Origin of the sequence: Simiduia litorea (genome assembly GCF_042853465.1) — a bacterium.
Classification (GTDB): domain Bacteria; phylum Pseudomonadota; class Gammaproteobacteria; order Pseudomonadales; family Cellvibrionaceae; genus Simiduia; species Simiduia litorea.
In genome coordinates, this window is the sequence record NZ_AP031497.1 from 3,428,749 (window position 1) to 3,445,733 (window position 16,985).

Genomic DNA, 16,985 nt, shown 5'->3' on the forward strand with positions numbered 1-16,985 from the left:
TCAGCGACAAGAAAATGCGTCGAACGGATGCAGCGGCAAGCAAGAGTGTCGAGGGACAAATATCCCTAAACCAATCAGGCGAGATGGCACACTGTTGTACTGGCAAGATGCGGATGGCCTAACCTTAGCGGGGCTAAAGTAAAAATTCACCATCATGTTGTATGAACATGGCATTCACCGGCGCCGCAACTTAATCCGACGCCAAGAAAATCAATGAAAAACCGGCGAGGATACGAAGTCCCAAAACAGGACAGTGCCGGCCATCATGGCGACCGTAACGACCATTGCCACGCCCATCACCGCGCTGGCAAACAGAAAACCACGCTCATCCGACATATCAAACATGATCGGAATACCTGTGAACAGAAGATAGATAGCATAACTCAATGCTGCCAACACCAAGAGTATGTTTAACCAGACCAGCGGGTAGATTCCAGCAATCCCCACTAAAAATATTGGTGTGGCAATAAAACCAGCGACCACGAAACCTTTGAGGGGATCGGTTTTTACACCATAGGTTTTCGACATCCAGTGAATAAAATAACCTATTACGGTAACGGCAACTAACAGCCCAAAATAAAAACCACCCATGAGTGACAAAGCGCTGTACTCGGTCATGTATGTGGCTTCGCCTTGGCCAACACGCCAACCGAATTCGGTGGTGCCAATATACCAAGCCAAGGCTGGCAATAGCGCCAATACGATAGTGTAGGGCGAGTTACGTTTTAGCGAATCATCAGATAAATCATGAAGGGCTTGCCATTGCTTACGCGGATGAACTAACAAACCAAGGGCGTGGTTTAACATCTTTTAATATCCTTGCAGTTTCACTTATTTTTATTGTCAGTGAACCCAAACACATCACAAAGAGAGGGAACAATTGGTCCCGCTATCATTAGGACCAGCCAAAGAGTGTTATAAGCACCTATCACCGTCAAGGAACTGGTAAAGGAGCAACCAATTTGATCGTTTTTTGTTTCTTGATTACCCAACTCGATAGTACTAAGTGCTACCCAGATGCACAGATGCTTAAAATTCGATCAATGATGCCAAGGTTGCTGGTTCATGATGGCAGCATTGTTTGTAACGGCGTAGTTTGTGGTAGAGAGGTTTGAGGCGGAGAAGTTTGTTGCGGTATGCGGCGCGGAACTTGTATGGCTTGCGTGGGCAAAAGCGACAGCCGAGGTCCACACACCGAAGGCGATTAATAGCAACGCCATCACCAGACGCAGAGACGCGTTAGCCAAGAGTGTTTGTAATTGTACGGCGAGTGCACCAGAGACAATAATGGCCGGCAAAGTACCTAAGCCAAACGCGAGCATCATCAAAGCGCCACTCACTCCATCGCCTTGGCTGGCCGCGAAAGCCAAGGCGGTATACACCAGGCCACAGGGCAGGAAGCCCCACAACATGCCTAGGGGTAAAGCCTGCCACGGGGCGCTAAGTGGCAACAGTTTCTTCCCTAAAGGCTGCAAAAAACGCCATAAATAGGCACCGCCCTGTTCCAGCCACACCAACGCACGCCACCAATTGGCGAGATAAAAACCCATTAAAATCAGCAGCAAACCCGCCACAACGCGCAACCAGGGACCGAGGATTTGCGCGAACGCGAAACCCAAAACACCGACCACGGCACCCAACAGACTGTAGCTGGATAAGCGACCAATATTATAAAGTAATAAGCGCAGCCAGCGCTCACGACTGGAGGCTGCCGCCATCGACAGGGCGCCAACAATTCCGCCGCACATGCCTAAGCAATGCCCGGCACCCATTAAGCCCACCACAAATACCGACAGTGCCGCAAAACCCAATTCCATCTTATTCTGGCTTCTTAGGCGCGGTGGAGGGTTTGCTTTCGTCGTCAAACAAAATGCGCTGACCCTCCGTGTTGAGGTCATCGTACTGGCCGTTTTTTACCGCCCAAAACAGCAGCTTAATTGCCAGTCCGATAAAGATGAGCGCAATGGGTACTAATAAAAAAAGAATTTCCATGGCTGAATTATTCCAATAGCGCGAGTAACATTTACCGTTTTAGCTTTCGGTCCAAACCCATGGCATTGATAACCACCACCAGTGAACTCAAACTCATGCCGGCGGCGGCAACATAGGGCGGCACCCACCCCATAGCAGCAAAAGGCAGGGCGATCAGATTATACGCTATCGCCCAGGTTAAGTTTTGCTTGATGGTGCGCTTGCACGCAAGCGCTAGCTGTAAACTCTCCACTAGCACGCCCAAACGGCCATGGGTCAACAGGGTGTCAGCGTTCACCTGTGCCAAATCGGTGGCGCCCGCCATGGCGACAGACACATCGGCGCCGGCTAACACCGGCACGTCATTAATACCATCTCCCACCATCAAAATCGTGTGACCTTGCTGCTGTAATTGTTGCACCCGCGCCAGCTTTTGTTTCGGTAACAGATCGCCAAGCGCTTCGTCGATTGCCACTCGGTGTGCCAACTGACTGACGACGGCCTGGCGATCGCCACTGAGTAGCAACACCTTTAAGCCACGCTTTTTTAAACGCCGAATAGTCTCCGGCGCATCGTCGCGCAGTGAATCGCACAATTCAAACCAGGCCAGGGGTTCGGCCTCTGAACCCAATAAATACCATGGCCGCTTTTCATCCGGGGCCTGCGGTAATTGATCGCCGTACCAGCTGCAAAAAAAATCAGCGCGACCAAAGCGAAAGGTTTCGCCATTAAGCCGGCCTTCAACACCCTGTGAGGGGTACTGCACTAAGTCCGTGACACCCTTGTGAATTGCCATGTGTTCAAACGCCTTGGCGATGGGATGCCGCGACCCCGCTTCCAGTGCTGCAACGATAGCCTGCATATCAGCCGGGCTAACCGAATCGGACAAAGGTTGAAGCTGCACCAACGCCAACTTACCCTGAGTTAAGGTTCCGGTTTTATCGAACACCACAGTATCAATGCGCGCAAGGGCTTCCACCACGTGACCGCGCGTAACCAATAAACCTTTTTCGCGCAACCACAGGGTGGCACGCGTTAACGCCACCGGCGTGGCCAGCGATAGAGCACAAGGGCAGGTCACTACGAGCACCGATAGCGTCACCCAAAACGCTTGCTCGGGCTGATACCAAAGCCAAAAGCCGGCAACCAATGCCACCACAACCAGCAGCCGAGCGACAAAAAAACGCGCCAGCCTATCAGCCAAATTCACTTGCAGGGGTTTATCAGACTCTGCACGTGCCACTAAGTGCTCGATGGCAGACAATTGGGTTTGCTGCCCAACAGCCTCGGCGCAGATACACAACTGACTGTCTAAATTAATACTGCCGGCGATAACTCTCGCACCGGTAGTTTTTTTTACCGCATCTGACTCTCCGGTAATAAGCGCTTCATCCACATGACTGACCCCGTCCACAACCACACCATCACAGGGTAATGTCTCGCCGGCCAGCACCCGTACCTTGTCGCCAACCTGCAATTGTTTAATGGAAATGACATCGTACTGCTGTTCATCCTGAGGCTGGAGCCGCCGGGCAGTGAGCGGTAAGCGCAACCCGACACTGCGCAAACTGTTGGCGTTTTTATGGCGCAATCGCAGTTCTAAATAGCGCCCGAGCAAGAGAAAGAAGGTAAACATCGACACCGATTCAAAATACACGTCACCGGTTTCCGTCACCGTGGCCCAGGCGCTGGCTAAATAAGCACCACCGATGGCAAGCGCGACCGGCACATCCATAACCAGCTGCCGCTGTTTCAAACTGTTAATCGCTGCTCGGAAAAAAGGTTGCGCACTAAAGAACACCACAGGTGTTGCAACAATTAAACTTACCCAGCGAAAAAAACTTTGCCAAATGCCCTCGAAGTCTTGCAGCGCGCCGGCATAAAGCGCGATGGCGACCATCATGACCTGCATCATGCCAAAACCGGCAACGCCCAGACGCATCAACAAAGCATTTCGATTTTTCTGCCACAGGTCGCGCTGGTTTTCATCGTTAGCGGGCATAGGTTGATAACCAATGCGATCGAGTTCAAACATCAAACTAGAGAGTTGAACCTTAGCGCTATCAAACACTAAGGTAAGGCGGTGGTTGGTGGCGTTTACAGACACTTTTAATACACCATCAATGGCATACATATGTTTTTCGATCAGCCAAACACAGGCGGCGCAGGTTAGGCCATCTAACAATAAAAATGCGCTGCGCTGCGCTAGGTCGCCGGTAACGAAGTCAGCCTGTAGATCAACCAAATCATAGGCACTGTAGTCAGCAAGATGGGCATCAGGACGCGTATTCACGGCCGTGCGATAGCGATAAAAATTTGACAAGCCACCATCGACAATGGCACTTGCTATCGCTTGGCACCCGGGGCAACACATGGGCCTAGATTCACCATCGATAACAACGAAGAACTCGACCGGCTCGGGTGTGGGTAGGTTGCAGTGATAGCAAGGGGTATCTGCCACGAGGGATGTCTCGCCTATTGATCGGCGGTTTGCTTCTCAGTGGCCTGCAGGATGACGGCGTGAGACGCTTGAAAATCAATTTTATCCTTCAAGCGCCACGGGGCGGTTCCTCGCTCGCTCGCCGAGGCGCCGGGAAAGAGTAAAAGATAGCGAGAAAAGTTGACGCTTAAGGTTAAATCACCGCGATAATTACCTTGCCCTGTAGCAGCTAAAGTAACCGTTTGATCGAGATCGGCCTCGGTCGGGTGCTGTAGCACCAACACCAAGGACGCGGGTAACTCGGCACCGCTCAACTGTAAAAAAACTTCGCCGGTTTCTAAATCGAAATCCAACTCAGCGCGCATGGCCAGCGCCGTGGCGCGATGATCTTGCTCAAGGCGCTCGTTATACATGCGCCCTTCGCGGTAATAATTATCGATAACCACATCATCGGACAGCTTCACGGCGATAGAAATATAACCCGCCATAACCAACACAATCACAATTAATGGCGTCAGTAAAAACCAAGCCCAACCTTGGCGATACCAAGGTCCTTGATCGAGTGTTGATTGTTCATGAGCCATTTTCTATCGTTTCCGAGGTCGTTACATTAATGGGTTGGGCCGATAAAACTCGCCGTAGCCGTGGTATTTAGCTCTGGGTTATCTTCACTTTCCACATAGAACTCAATTGTCGTTTTAGTGGTTGTAAGCTCGCCTCGCGGCACAGATACCCGAACCGGAAAGCTCAGCAGTTCACCTTGCTCAATCACGGTTGGGCGATAGCCGCCCAAGCTAAAGTGGTGCTCACCTCGCACTTCGATTCTATAAACTTGATCCGCAGGATCGAGATTGAGAATTTTCAAGGTGTAAACGTTTTGAATATCGTCGCCAACGACACGATACATATTGGCACCGCGATCGCGCAATACGTCCACCTTAATGGGCACACGGTTGCTCACCGTATAGGCAAACACAGCTATCATCAAAAGCACCGCCACCGCATAGCCAATTAATCGCGGCCGGAACACGTGGGTGGTGCCATTTTTAATGGCGTCCTCAGTGGTGAAACGGATTAAGCCTCGATCATAACCCATTTTATCCATGACGCTATTGCACGCGTCGACGCAGAGCCCACAGTCGATACACTCCAACTGCACGCCATCGCGAATATCAATATCAACTGGGCAGACTTGAACGCACCAAGAACAATCGATGCAATCACCTAGTCCTTTGGCCTTTGCATCTTCATCAGGTTTACGCGGGCCACGAGACTCGCCGCGCTTGTAATCATAGAAAACGGTCAACGTATCTTGATCGTACATAACCGACTGAAAACGCGCGTAAGGGCACATGTACTTGCACACTTGCTCGCGCATATAGCCGGCATTCAAATAGGTTGCTCCAGCAAAAAACAACACCCAAAACGCCGATATAGGCTCCGCCGAAAAAGTGGCCAAGCCGGCAATCAACTCTCGCACCGGCGTAAAATAGCCAATAAAGGTGACGCCCGTTATCAAAGATATGGTTACCCACATGCTATGTTTGCCGAACTTTCGCGCAAACTTGCGCGGGTTCATGGGCTGCTGATCGAGCTTTATGCGCTTATTGCGATCGCCCTCAAAGAAATGCTCAGCCCAAATAAACATCATGGTCCAAACCGTTTGCGGGCAAGTAAAACCACACCACACCCGACCCACTAGAACCGTGACTGTAAATAAACTGAAAGCGGCAATAATCAGCAGCCAAGATAATAACATGGCGTCCTGCGGGCCGAAGGTTAACCACAAGATATGGAACTGGCGAGTCGAAAGATCAAACAACATGGCTGGACGATCGTCGATAACAAACCAAGGCATCAACAAAAAGCCGGCCAGCAAAGGCAACCCGGTATAGCGACGTAGTTTTTGGAAAAAACCAGTTATTTTCCGGGTATAAATACGGCCGGAAGACTCGTAGACATCGACGTAGCGAATTTTTTCTTGTTGTTGTTCTGAATCCTTACGTTGATCTTTCAACTCTTGATCAGACATGGGAAGCAACTCGTAAAAGCAAACAGAATAAAACCACCAGAAGGTGATTTTTGCGCAATAAAAAGGGCAGCTCTACTGCCCTTTTTATGTTTACTGGGCGTTTTGGTCTAAAGACAAGCTATAGACATAAGCCGCTAACAAATGAATTTTATCTTCGCGTAACTTGTCTGCCTGCGCAGGCATCTTGTTAGCTCGACCTTCACGAATTGAGTGGCGAATACCCTTGCGCGAACCGTCATACAACCAAATATCATCGGTCAGGTTCGGTGCACCCATGGCTTGAATACCTTTCCCATCGGCACCGTGACAGGCGGCACAATTGCCGGCGAAAACGCTGGCACCCTGTTTGGCTAAGGCGGCATCGTGTTCCATACCGGACAAGCTCATCACGTACTCTGCAGAGCTTTGTACCGCAGCTTCGCCGATAACGGGGCCCCAAGGTGGCATGTTACCGTTACGACCGTAGGTGAGGGTTTGTAAAATGGTTTCTGGACTGCCACCGTAAAGCCAATCGTTGTCAATCAAACTTGGAAAGCCATAGCTACCGCCACCATCGGCACCGTGACAAATCGCACAGTTGTTGGCGAACAAACGCATGCCCATTTTCATGGCGCGAGGTTCATTGACCAGCTCTTCAATCGGCATTTTTTGGTATTTACCAAAGCTCTCTACGTAGGCTGCTTGCGCTTTCTGCTGCTCGCCTTCGAGTTGCTTATGCGACGTCCAGCCATCTTGATAGCTCGGGTGAATACCCTTCCACGAACCTAAACCGGGAAAAATAACTAGATAAATAGCGCCAAAAATTAACGTCGCGACGAACATTTGAAACCACCACTTGGGCAGCGGGTTATCAAATTCTTCGATGCCATCGTAAACATGGCCCGTGGTTCTATTTTCCGGATCATCATCATCGTTTACCGCGACTTTACGGTTGGCAAACAGCACCCAAGTTATCAACGCTAAACAGGTTAGCGTTAGAACAATGATCCACAGGTTCCAAAAAATACTCATAATTAATCCTGCCTCTCTTCATCGGTTTCGGGATGAAGTTGTTGGGTTGGCTTGCGTGGCTCCTCATCTGCAAAAGGCAGATTGGCCGCCTCTTCGAAACGCTTTCTGCGGCTTGGCGCAAATGCCCACCAGCAGACGCCAATGAACGCCAAAGTCACAAACACCGTTCCGAGGGAACGCAAATCATTCATATCCATCATTAACGCTTCTGAGTTACTAAGGTGCCTAACTGTTGCAAATAGGCCACTAATGCATCAATTTCAGCCGTGCCTTTAACAGCCGCTTGCGCGCCTTCAATATCGGCATCGGTGTAGGGCACGCCCACAGAGCGCAGTGCAGCCATTTTCCTACCGGTTAACTCGCCGGTCAGCACGTTGTCAAATAGCCAAGGGAAAGCGGGCATATTGGACTTAGGCACAACGTTGCGCGGGTTGTATAAATGCGCTTTCTGCCATTCGTCCGAATAACGCTGGCCGACGCGCGCCAAATCTGGGCCCGTGCGTTTTGAGCCCCACAGGAACGGATGCTCATAAACGGATTCGCCAGCCACTGAGTAGTGCCCGTAACGCTCCACTTCTGCACGCAGCGGACGCACCATTTGGGTATGGCAAACGTGACAACCCTCGCGGATATAAATGTCTCTGCCTTCAAGCTCCAACGCGGGCAAGGGCTTCAAACCCGCTACCGGCTCGGTGGTTTCTTTTAGATAAAACTGCGGAACAATTTCCACCAACGTACCGAAACTAATGGCTACGATGGTTAGCACCGCCATAAGGCCGATATTCTTTTCTACGATGTCATGATTTTTCATCTGCTAGTCCTCAAGCCGCCTGAGCATTGTTTAAAGCGACTTGCTGCTCTTCGCGCTCGTCAGTCACTGTGCGGTAGGTGTTATAGGCCATGATTAACATGCCTAGCAGGAAGAAAGCACCACCCATAAAGCGAACGAAATAGCCCGGGTAGCTCGCCTCAACGGATTCAGCAAAGCTGTAGGTTAAGGTGCCGTCAGCATTAAAGGCGCGCCACATCAGACCCTGCATAATGCCGTTTACCCACATAGCAGCAATGTACAAAACAGTACCGATAGTGGCCAACCAGAAATGGGTGTTAATCAACTTTACGCTGTACATTTCTTTCTTGCCAAACAGCACGGGAATCAGGTGATAAATCGCGCCGATGGAGATCATCGCAACCCAACCTAAAGCGCCGGAATGTACATGACCAATGGTCCAATCAGTGTTATGCGACAAGGCATTCACCGTTTTAATGGACATCATGGGGCCTTCGAAGGTAGACATGCCATAGAAAGACAATGAAACCACAAGGAAGCGCAGGGTCGGATCGGTGCGCAATTTATGCCAAGCACCTGAAAGCGTCATAATCCCGTTGATCATACCGCCCCAGCTGGGTGCCAGCAGAATCAAAGACATCACCATACCTAAGCTCTGGGCCCAATCGGGTAAGGCAGAGTAGTGTAAGTGGTGCGCACCAGCCCAGATGTACAGAGAGATCAGCGCCCAGAAATGCACGATAGACAGCTGATAGGAATACACTGGACGACCGGCTTGCTTCGGCACGAAGTAATACATCATGCCCAAGAAACCTGCAGTTAAGAAGAAGCCAACCGCGTTATGCCCGTACCACCACTGCACCATGGCATCCATGGCACCAGCGTAGGCCGAGTAGGACTTAAACATAGACACAGGCACTGCAGCGGAATTCACCAAGTGCAGCACGGCCACCACGAGAATAAAGCCGCCGTAGAACCAGTTGGCAACATAGATGTGCTCGACCTTGCGCTTAACGATGGTGCCGAAGAACACCAGCGCGTAGGACACCCAGACTAAGGTAATTAATATGTCGATGGGCCACTCGAGCTCGGCGTATTCTTTCGAGGAGGTCAGCCCCATCGGCAAGGTAATCGCGGCGGCAACAATGACTAACTGCCAACCCCAGAAGGTGAAGGGTATTAACCAACCGCCCCACAAAACCGCCTGACAAGTTCGCTGAACCACATAATAGGAGGTTGCAAATAAGGCACAGCCACCGAACGCAAAAATAACGGCGTTAGTATGCAACGGGCGCAAGCGACCGAAGTGTGAGTAAGGCTGGAACAGGTCATTCAGCTCCGGCCAGTAGAGCTGTGCTGCAATGAGCACCCCCACGGCCATCCCGACGATGCCCCAAACAATGGTCATGATCGCGAACTGGCGCACAACCTTATAGTTGTAAGCTGGATGATCTCCAGCGGCTGAGTGGCTACCCATAGTGAAGTTCCCAATATCTTTAAAGCTAATAATTCTTTAGCGGGGCCTGCCCCTTTGGAGCTGTTTTCTAACCCGAAAGTGGTAAGACGTTGCACCGCTGCATTGTAAAGCCTGATAACCGTCCGACATTGATCCGAATCAAGGTTTAAGCAGACCCACAGTAAATACAACAAAGCATAAAGCCCCAAAGTTTAGGACAACTTAGGGGCTTTAGCCTGATTTAGAACAGATTACGGCCTTTGCCAGCTGCGATGCGCATGCGCAGGGCATTGAGCTTAATAAAGCCCTCGGCATCTTTCTGGTTGTAGGCACCAGCATCGTCTTCGAAGGTGGCAATCTTGCCATCGAACAAGCTGTCGTCACTGCGGCGGCCGGCGACACTGACGTTGCCTTTATAGAGCTTGACCCGCACGTCGCCGTTCACCACATGCTGTGACTCATCGATGGCCACTTGTAGCATCTTGCGCTCCGGGCTCCACCAGTAACCGTTGTAAATCATCTCGGCATACTTGGGCATCAGCGCGTCTTTCAGGTGTGCAACTTCGCGATCAAGTGTCAAAGACTCAATAGCGCGGTGGGCTTTCAATAAGATGGTTCCGCCTGGGGTCTCATAGCAACCGCGAGACTTCATACCCACATAGCGGTTTTCAACGATGTCCAAACGGCCAACACCGTTAGCACCGCCCACTTTATTTAGGGTTTCCAACACGGTAGCCGGTGACATCTCCACGCCATCGATGGCCACCACATCACCGGTTTTATAAGTTAGCGTAACGTAAGTGGGCGTATCCGGTGCCGCCTCAGGTGATACCGACCAACGCCACATGCCCTCTTCGGCCTCTTCCCACGGATCTTCCAAAATACCGCCTTCATAAGAGATGTGCAGTAAGTTGGCATCCATTGAGTAAGGTGACTTGGTTTTCTGCTTGGCGAAATCCACGGGGATGTTGTGTTGTTTGCAGTAGTCCATCAACTTTTCGCGCGAGTTCAAATCCCACTCGCGCCAAGGTGCAATCACTTTAATGCCAGGCTTCAGTGCGTAGGCACCCAGCTCAAATCGCACCTGGTCATTACCTTTACCTGTGGCGCCGTGGGAAATAGCATCGGCGCCGGTTTCGTTCGCAATTTCAACCAAACGCTTGGCAATTAAAGGACGTGCAATGGAGGTGCCGAGTAAGTACTCGCCCTCGTAAATGGTGTTTGCGCGGAACATGGGGAAGACATAATCGCGCACGAATTCTTCGCGCAAATCTTCGATATAGATTTCCTTGATACCCATGGCTTTGGCTTTCGCGCGCGCCGGCTCAACTTCTTCACCCTGGCCAATATCGGCAGTGAAGGTCACCACTTCTACGTCGTAGGTTTCTTGTAACCACCGGGCGATCACTGATGTATCAAGCCCGCCAGAGTAAGCGAGTACCACCTTTTTTAGCGACGACATAGACAACTCCATTCACTTGCTGAGCGGATGCTAAACGCACAAAACCATGGTTTAGCCGGAAATTTAGGGCGCGAATTGTATAACCAATCTTACCCGATTCACAGGGCTAAGGCCGCGCAATGCAAGGTTTTTTAAGGAGCAGATGCCATTTCTGGCTGGACTTCACGATCGACTCGAACAGTGACGCGTCTATTCTGTGCGCGCCCTGTTCGGCTTTGATTAGAGACAACCGGATAGCGCTCACCATGCCAACGCACGGTAAATTTATCTTCCGGGACACCGGCGCGCTTTAGAAATTCTGCCACTGATTCGGCGCGCCGCTTAGAAAGCTCCAGATTTTCATCGCGAATGCCCTTACTGTCCGTGTGACCGTCGATATATAAGTGCGTCACTTTTGGATCTGCCAAGATATAGATTGCGATATTTGTTAGCTTGCGTTTTTCCGACAAGGGAAAGTCATCGCCGGAGGAGGGAAAATACACAGAGGTTTTTGCTATTTGATCGTAATTCACCGGCAATAAGCCGGACAAGCATTTTAAAAACTGTTGGTAGGCGGGCTGAAATTTAATTGGCGACAGCGCCACTTGCGAGGATTCTACAGCGCCGTACCAAGGGTAGCGAGTGAACACCAACTCGCGACCACCGTGTAACTCGGTCAAGGCACGGTTCGAGAGCTGGTCGTTTAGGCTCACCGGCAACAAACCCTGTGTCACAGATACCAAACCCAACTCAATATTTTTCATGTGTGGCCGCCACACCGGTGCCCGCGCTGTCAGTCGCGCTTTGCCGGTTTTTAACCGAGGGGTTTCAGCTTGTAGTTGCAGCGCCAAGCGCTCGCCGGCTTTATGGTAAAAGCTCGCCGCGCCGTAAAAAGGCACCTCTTGGCGCAATTCGCACAGGAAAATTGAGCTGTTAACCTGCCAATCACTTTTATCCATGGCTGGCGTGTACTGGGTAGCCAACGCCTGTGTACCCAATAGCATGAGCCCAAACAGCCAATTAACGGGTGATTTAATGATAATTTTCATGAACATAACGCCATTTACCTCGCCTACCCCAGCACCATGACCACCGATACACGCCCGCGCCGGTGGCTAACTCTAAGGTTATCGGCTCGCTTGAGTCGAAATTAAGGTCTAATTTAGGTAGGATGCGCGCCATCACTCAGCAAGGCCGACCAGCACAGGATTTGGTATGACCCAATCACTTACCCTCACCCGCCCAGACGACTGGCACATTCATTTACGCGATGGCGAGCAGTTGGCCACCACTGTGCCCGATGCAGCACGCTACTTTGGCCGCGCCATCATCATGCCCAACCTAGTGCCACCAGTGATGAATGCCGAGCATGCCATGGCCTATCGCCAGCGCATTTTAGCCAAGCGCCCAGTGGGCAGTAGCTTCGAGCCCTTGATGGTGCTGTACCTGACCGATAACACCAGCGCTGCCGACATTGTCGCCGCAAAAGCCGCTGGGGTTGTCGCCGCCAAGCTCTACCCAGCCGGCGCTACGACCAACTCAGACTCCGGTGTCACCAGCTTAGACAAGATTTACCCCGCGCTCGAGGCCATGGAGAAAGCCGGCATGCTGTTTTTGCTGCACGGCGAAGTCACCGATGCCAGCATCGATATTTTCGACCGGGAAAAGGTCTTTATCGACCAGATATTAAGCCCGCTACGCCAGCGTTTACCCAATCTTCGCATCGTGATGGAACACATCACCACCAGCGACGCCGCGCAATTTGTGGCCGAGAGCTCAGCCAATACCGCGGCAACCATCACCGCGCACCATTTACTCTACAATCGCAACCACATGTTGGCCGGTGGCATCAGACCACACTATTACTGCCTACCCATTTTGAAGCGAAACACCCACCAACAGGCGCTCATAAAGGCGGCAACCAGCGGCGACCCACGCTTTTTCCTCGGCACAGACTCCGCACCTCACGCACGAGATAAAAAAGAAGCCGCCTGCGGTTGCGCCGGCAGCTACACCGCCCACGCGGCTATTGAACTCTACGCCGAGGCCTTCGAGGCCGCGGGAGCCCTGTCGGCACTGGAAGGATTTGCCAGCCACTTCGGCCCAGACTTTTATGGTATTGCGCGCAATACTGATACCATCACGCTAATCAAAGATAGCTGGCAGGTGCCCAACTCTCTGCCCATGGCGGGCGGTGAACTGATTCCATTGCGTGCCGGCGAAACCCTCCAGTGGCGTGTGGCGCCGGCGTAACCAGACATATTTTCGTTAACCCGAAGAGCTTCCCACATAGATAAGGCGAAAGATTAGTGAACCCAGCGGAACCGCAAGACAGTCCAAAAACCCTTTTAGCTCAACGCTTTAGGGGCTTTTTACCCGTTGTGGTAGATGTGGAAACCGGCGGCTTTAACGCCGACACCGATGCCCTATTGGAAATAGCGGCCGTGACCTTGCGCATGGACGACGACGGCATACTGCATAGGCATGAGACCTTCGACTTTCACGTCGACCCTTTTGAAGGGGCTAACGTCGAGCAGGCAGCCTTGGATTTTACTGGCATTGATATCGACAATCGCGACGCCGTACCGGAGATGATGGCGATTCCCGACTTGTTCCGTGCCATTCGTCGCGCAGTGAAAGAAAACGGCTGCTCGCGCGCCGTGATTGTCGGCCACAACGCCCATTTTGATCTAGGCTTCGTCAACGCTGCGGCCAACCGCTGCGATGCCAAGCGCAACCCCTTCCACCCCTTTTCTTGTTTTGATACGGCGACGCTGGCGGGGCTGGCATACGGCCACACCGTTCTGGCCAAGTCGTGCCAGTTGGCTGGGATCGAATTCAGCAACAGCGCGGCCCACTCAGCGGCCTACGATGCCGAAAAAACCGCCGATTTGTTTTGCAAGATTGTTAACCGCTGGCGCGAGCTCGGCGGCTGGCTGGGCCAGGTGATAGAAGAATAAGCTGGCGCGCAATGCCGAACACCCCGCATAAAAAAAAGCGGCATCAGCCGCTTTTTTTTATGCATCTATTTTTATGCATCTATTTTTATGCATCTATTTTTATGCATCTAGGAACGCCTCTACCTTAGTCGTTTTCAAGCCGTAAGCAGAACCAATAAAAGCAGTGGGTTTTGTACTCGTCATCGAGCGGCGCCATCTCGGTGCTATCTAACATACCGTCACCATTGGCGTCGATACTGGAAAACTGACCCAGAAAACTACTGTATTCAGCCTCGGTAACTTCACCGTCTTTATCGCCATCGAGCTTGTTGAAACGGGCTTTGAGGATTAGCGTGCGGCGAGCTGAGTCTATTTGTGCATACTCGTCGTAACTCACACCGCCGGACACGTTTAAATCCATCAGGCGGAAAATATCGAGTTTCTTGGCACTGATCTCTTCTTGCGAAATTTGAGAATCGCCGTTGAGATCGTATTTGGCTAACAACCAACTGTGGGAGCCGTCTGTCGGCGCTTGTGCGTCGGCAAACACTGCCGTACCCAATAACACAAACGTAAAAAGTAATCGTTTCATAACCTACCCGCCTATTTATACTTGTTCTCGGGCAATCCGTTGCTGCTGCCTAGATCAGTCCTTAGTATTATTAATACTACGCGGCAACGGCCAACCATAACGGATAATGGGTCACAAAACAGCCATACCAATAGAAGCATTTGGAATATAGAACGCCAGTCCAATAGGAAGTCGCTACAAGCGGTTTAGTCCTTTGCCAACACTTACCAACCTAGCGCCCCAGCCACTTGCGTCTCAATGGCCCCTCTAGCGGCTAGAGTGCCAGCGCACTTCCCGCGCGTGCTTATCCACCAAGTCGACTACATCCAGCACCAAGGCAAACAAGGCCATGCGCACTAAGATGCCGTTATCGGTCTGACGGAAAATGGCGAGGTTGGGGTTGGCGTTTAAGTCATTATCCAACTCGTTGGCTTCGGCGCGCGAGTCCCGCGGCAAAGGGTGCATGATGACCGTATTGGGCTCACAAAACTGCGTGTAAATCTGCTGATTCAGGCGAAAGCGACCGCGGTAGAGATCTGCTTCTTGTTTGGAGGTAAAGCGCTCTTCTTGAATCCGGGTTGAATAGGCGATATCGACCTTGCTGATACTCGCGGTCAACTCATCCGTCACCTGTACTTGGTGGCCAGCTTTACGCATGAGCTCCACTAGGTACTCAGGCATGGCAAGCTCAGTGGGCGACACCAATGTCACCTGAAGGTTTTGGTAAAGGGCAAGCAGACGACATAGGGAGTGCACGGTTCGACCATGCTTTAAGTCGCCAATCATGGCGATACGCAGACCGTTCAGGCCCTTGCCCTTAGCGGCCAGCTCTTTACGAATGGTATAAAGGTCGAGTAGCGCTTGGCTCGGGTGTTCGTTAGAGCCGTCGCCACCATTGATAACAGGCACTCGGCTGGCCTCGGCAAACTCCGCCACCGACCCGTTTTGCGGGTGACGCATGCAAATCACATCGCTGTAGCCGGAGAGCACGCGAGCGGTATCGTACAGCGACTCTCCCTTGGCAATAGCGGAGCTCTCAAACCCCGTTGTCTCTCGAACCTCGCCGCCCAACAGGTTAAAAGCGCAGCCAAAACTCACCCGCGTACGGGTACTTGGCTCAAAAAACATGTTTCCTAGAATGGCGCCCTCAAGAACGCGCGTTACCCGCCGACGACTAGCGTAGGGTTCCATGGCATCGGCAACGCGAAAAATTCGCTCAATGTCGGGTTGTTCGAATTGATCGATCGATAGAATATGGGCGCCAGTAAAATCCACAGTGACCTCGGGGCTAAAAGACAGACGGCGGATATTTTAGCGGCCGGACTCCCGAAGCGCTACGCTTATACCTAGCAATGCTGTAAACAACCGTAAGTACTACCCTGAAGTTACCACCCAAGAGGAGCTAGTGTGGCTATACACAATCCAGAAACACTGGTGAAATATGTTAGCGTCGACACCGCATTACACATTTTAAACAGCCAATCTATGCGCTGGAGCGCACCGCATTTGTTTAAAGACCCGTTTGAGCTAAACCATCTGTCAGGGCTCAGCTTCGATCCACAAGCGATATTAGGGGCCGCCATTCAAGCGGCAAACGCCATGATCTTTGCCAAGGATGAACCCCGAGGCACTGCACCCCTCACGGTGGTCATTCGCCGCTGGCGCGACGAAGAGCGGTTTCAATCGCCCGATGAGGCACTTGAGGTGCTTAGAGAGCTGCTCTCGCAAATGGTCGACAATCGCTTACAACTACTCGACCAGCTTATGGTTGACTGGCGCAAATTCTGCCGCACGCTACGTATCTGTAGCCTATCGGCGAAGCCAGATAACGTCGCAGCGTGGACGCACTTCGCCGACAATCACCGCGGTGTTGCCATTCGCTTGCAGTGCGGCGAATTTACCTCGCTGCCCAAGCCTCAACAGGTCATCTACCGGCCCACTAGGCCGGAAATCACCAGCATGAAGGAGCAGCTAGATGTGGTGCTCACCAACCAAGCGTTTAATGCTCAGGAATATTTCTTCGATAAATTCACCAGTAAATCACTGCACTTTGCATCAGAGGCTGAGTGGCGATGTTTTCGGCAAGTTAAAGATGAAGTAGGTGCGGAAGCTAAACCCGAGAGCGAGTGGTACGAAGACGTTAAATTTGAGCGCAACGACGTGACCGCAGTGTATTTCGGCGCCCAAACAGACCCGAAAGCCATGCGCCAGATTTATACCCTCATCAAAGAAAAATATAATCAGGCAAAAGTTTTTCAGGCAAAGCCCGCGATAGGTAAATACGAAATTGAATTTAACCGCATCACCAACGGTTAGGTATTGACGGGAGAGTGG

The 16,985-nt window shown here is 51.6% G+C and carries 17 protein-coding genes; 3 read left to right on the forward strand and 14 right to left on the reverse strand.

All coding sequences use genetic code 11. From position 1 onward, the window contains the following. Positions 1–210 precede the first annotated feature (210 nt). From ACGHTT_RS15220 to ACGHTT_RS15275, 12 genes are all read right to left on the reverse strand, one after another. Positions 211–807 (reverse strand): Yip1 family protein, encoded by a 597-nt coding sequence (locus ACGHTT_RS15220; protein ID WP_390591736.1) that lies wholly within the window; start codon positions 805–807, stop codon positions 211–213. 233 nt (positions 808–1,040) lie between these two features. Then, entirely contained in the window at positions 1,041–1,817 is a 777-nt protein-coding gene (locus ACGHTT_RS15225) for a sulfite exporter TauE/SafE family protein (RefSeq protein WP_390591738.1), read from the reverse strand. Between the two features lies 1 nt (position 1,818). After that, positions 1,819–1,992 carry a cbb3-type cytochrome oxidase assembly protein CcoS gene (gene ccoS, locus ACGHTT_RS15230; RefSeq protein WP_390591740.1) on the reverse strand — a complete coding sequence of 58 codons (174 nt, stop codon included), beginning with the start codon at positions 1,990–1,992 and terminating at the stop codon, positions 1,819–1,821. Between the two features lie 31 nt (positions 1,993–2,023). After that, the gene (locus ACGHTT_RS15235) at positions 2,024–4,432 is read right to left on the reverse strand and encodes a heavy metal translocating P-type ATPase (protein ID WP_390591742.1); all 2,409 of its coding nucleotides are present in this window, start codon (positions 4,430–4,432) and stop codon (positions 2,024–2,026) included. Positions 4,433–4,446: 14 nt separating this feature from the next. Continuing rightward, the gene (locus tag ACGHTT_RS15240) at positions 4,447–4,995 is read right to left on the reverse strand and encodes a FixH family protein (RefSeq protein ID WP_390591743.1); all 549 of its coding nucleotides are present in this window, start codon (positions 4,993–4,995) and stop codon (positions 4,447–4,449) included. 26 nt (positions 4,996–5,021) lie between these two features. After that, positions 5,022–6,443 carry a cytochrome c oxidase accessory protein CcoG gene (ccoG, locus tag ACGHTT_RS15245; RefSeq protein ID WP_390591744.1) on the reverse strand — a complete coding sequence of 474 codons (1,422 nt, stop codon included), beginning with the start codon at positions 6,441–6,443 and terminating at the stop codon, positions 5,022–5,024. A 90-nt stretch (positions 6,444–6,533) separates the two neighbouring features. Further along, complete coding sequence (gene ccoP, locus ACGHTT_RS15250) at positions 6,534–7,454, reverse strand: cytochrome-c oxidase, cbb3-type subunit III (protein ID WP_390591746.1); 921 nt, start codon at positions 7,452–7,454, stop codon at positions 6,534–6,536. A 2-nt stretch (positions 7,455–7,456) separates the two neighbouring features. Next, positions 7,457–7,651: a cbb3-type cytochrome c oxidase subunit 3 gene (locus ACGHTT_RS15255; protein WP_290265743.1), complete on the reverse strand. Its 195-nt coding sequence runs from the start codon at positions 7,649–7,651 to the stop codon at positions 7,457–7,459. Between the two features lie 2 nt (positions 7,652–7,653). Beyond that, the gene (ccoO, locus tag ACGHTT_RS15260) at positions 7,654–8,265 is read right to left on the reverse strand and encodes a cytochrome-c oxidase, cbb3-type subunit II (protein ID WP_390591747.1); all 612 of its coding nucleotides are present in this window, start codon (positions 8,263–8,265) and stop codon (positions 7,654–7,656) included. Between the two features lie 10 nt (positions 8,266–8,275). Beyond that, positions 8,276–9,721: a cytochrome-c oxidase, cbb3-type subunit I gene (ccoN, locus tag ACGHTT_RS15265; protein ID WP_390591748.1), complete on the reverse strand. Its 1,446-nt coding sequence runs from the start codon at positions 9,719–9,721 to the stop codon at positions 8,276–8,278. A 220-nt stretch (positions 9,722–9,941) separates the two neighbouring features. Then, positions 9,942–11,162 carry an argininosuccinate synthase gene (locus tag ACGHTT_RS15270; RefSeq protein ID WP_390591749.1) on the reverse strand — a complete coding sequence of 407 codons (1,221 nt, stop codon included), beginning with the start codon at positions 11,160–11,162 and terminating at the stop codon, positions 9,942–9,944. 131 nt (positions 11,163–11,293) lie between these two features. Then, entirely contained in the window at positions 11,294–12,190 is an 897-nt protein-coding gene (locus ACGHTT_RS15275; RefSeq protein ID WP_390591751.1) for an OmpA family protein, read from the reverse strand. A 166-nt stretch (positions 12,191–12,356) separates the two neighbouring features. On the opposite strand from ACGHTT_RS15275, the gene pyrC reads away from it, so the two are divergent. Next, positions 12,357–13,394, forward strand: coding sequence for a dihydroorotase (gene pyrC / locus ACGHTT_RS15280; protein WP_390591752.1), 1,038 nt, complete (start codon positions 12,357–12,359; stop codon positions 13,392–13,394). Between the two features lie 56 nt (positions 13,395–13,450). After that, positions 13,451–14,101: a ribonuclease T gene (rnt, locus tag ACGHTT_RS15285; RefSeq protein ID WP_390591753.1), complete on the forward strand. Its 651-nt coding sequence runs from the start codon at positions 13,451–13,453 to the stop codon at positions 14,099–14,101. Positions 14,102–14,225: 124 nt separating this feature from the next. Here rnt and ACGHTT_RS15290 read toward each other — a convergent pair whose 3' ends face one another. Together ACGHTT_RS15290 and ACGHTT_RS15295 are read right to left on the reverse strand one after the other, a co-directional pair. Continuing rightward, entirely contained in the window at positions 14,226–14,672 is a 447-nt protein-coding gene (locus tag ACGHTT_RS15290; RefSeq protein WP_390591755.1) for an EF-hand domain-containing protein, read from the reverse strand. A gap of 246 nt (positions 14,673–14,918) precedes the next feature. Further along, complete coding sequence (locus tag ACGHTT_RS15295) at positions 14,919–15,926, reverse strand: aspartate carbamoyltransferase (protein ID WP_390591756.1); 1,008 nt, start codon at positions 15,924–15,926, stop codon at positions 14,919–14,921. Between the two features lie 132 nt (positions 15,927–16,058). Here ACGHTT_RS15295 and ACGHTT_RS15300 point away from each other — a divergent pair, with 132 nt between their 5' ends. Then, entirely contained in the window at positions 16,059–16,967 is a 909-nt protein-coding gene (locus tag ACGHTT_RS15300) for a DUF2971 domain-containing protein (RefSeq protein WP_390591758.1), read from the forward strand. The last annotated feature ends 18 nt before the right edge of the window (positions 16,968–16,985 follow it).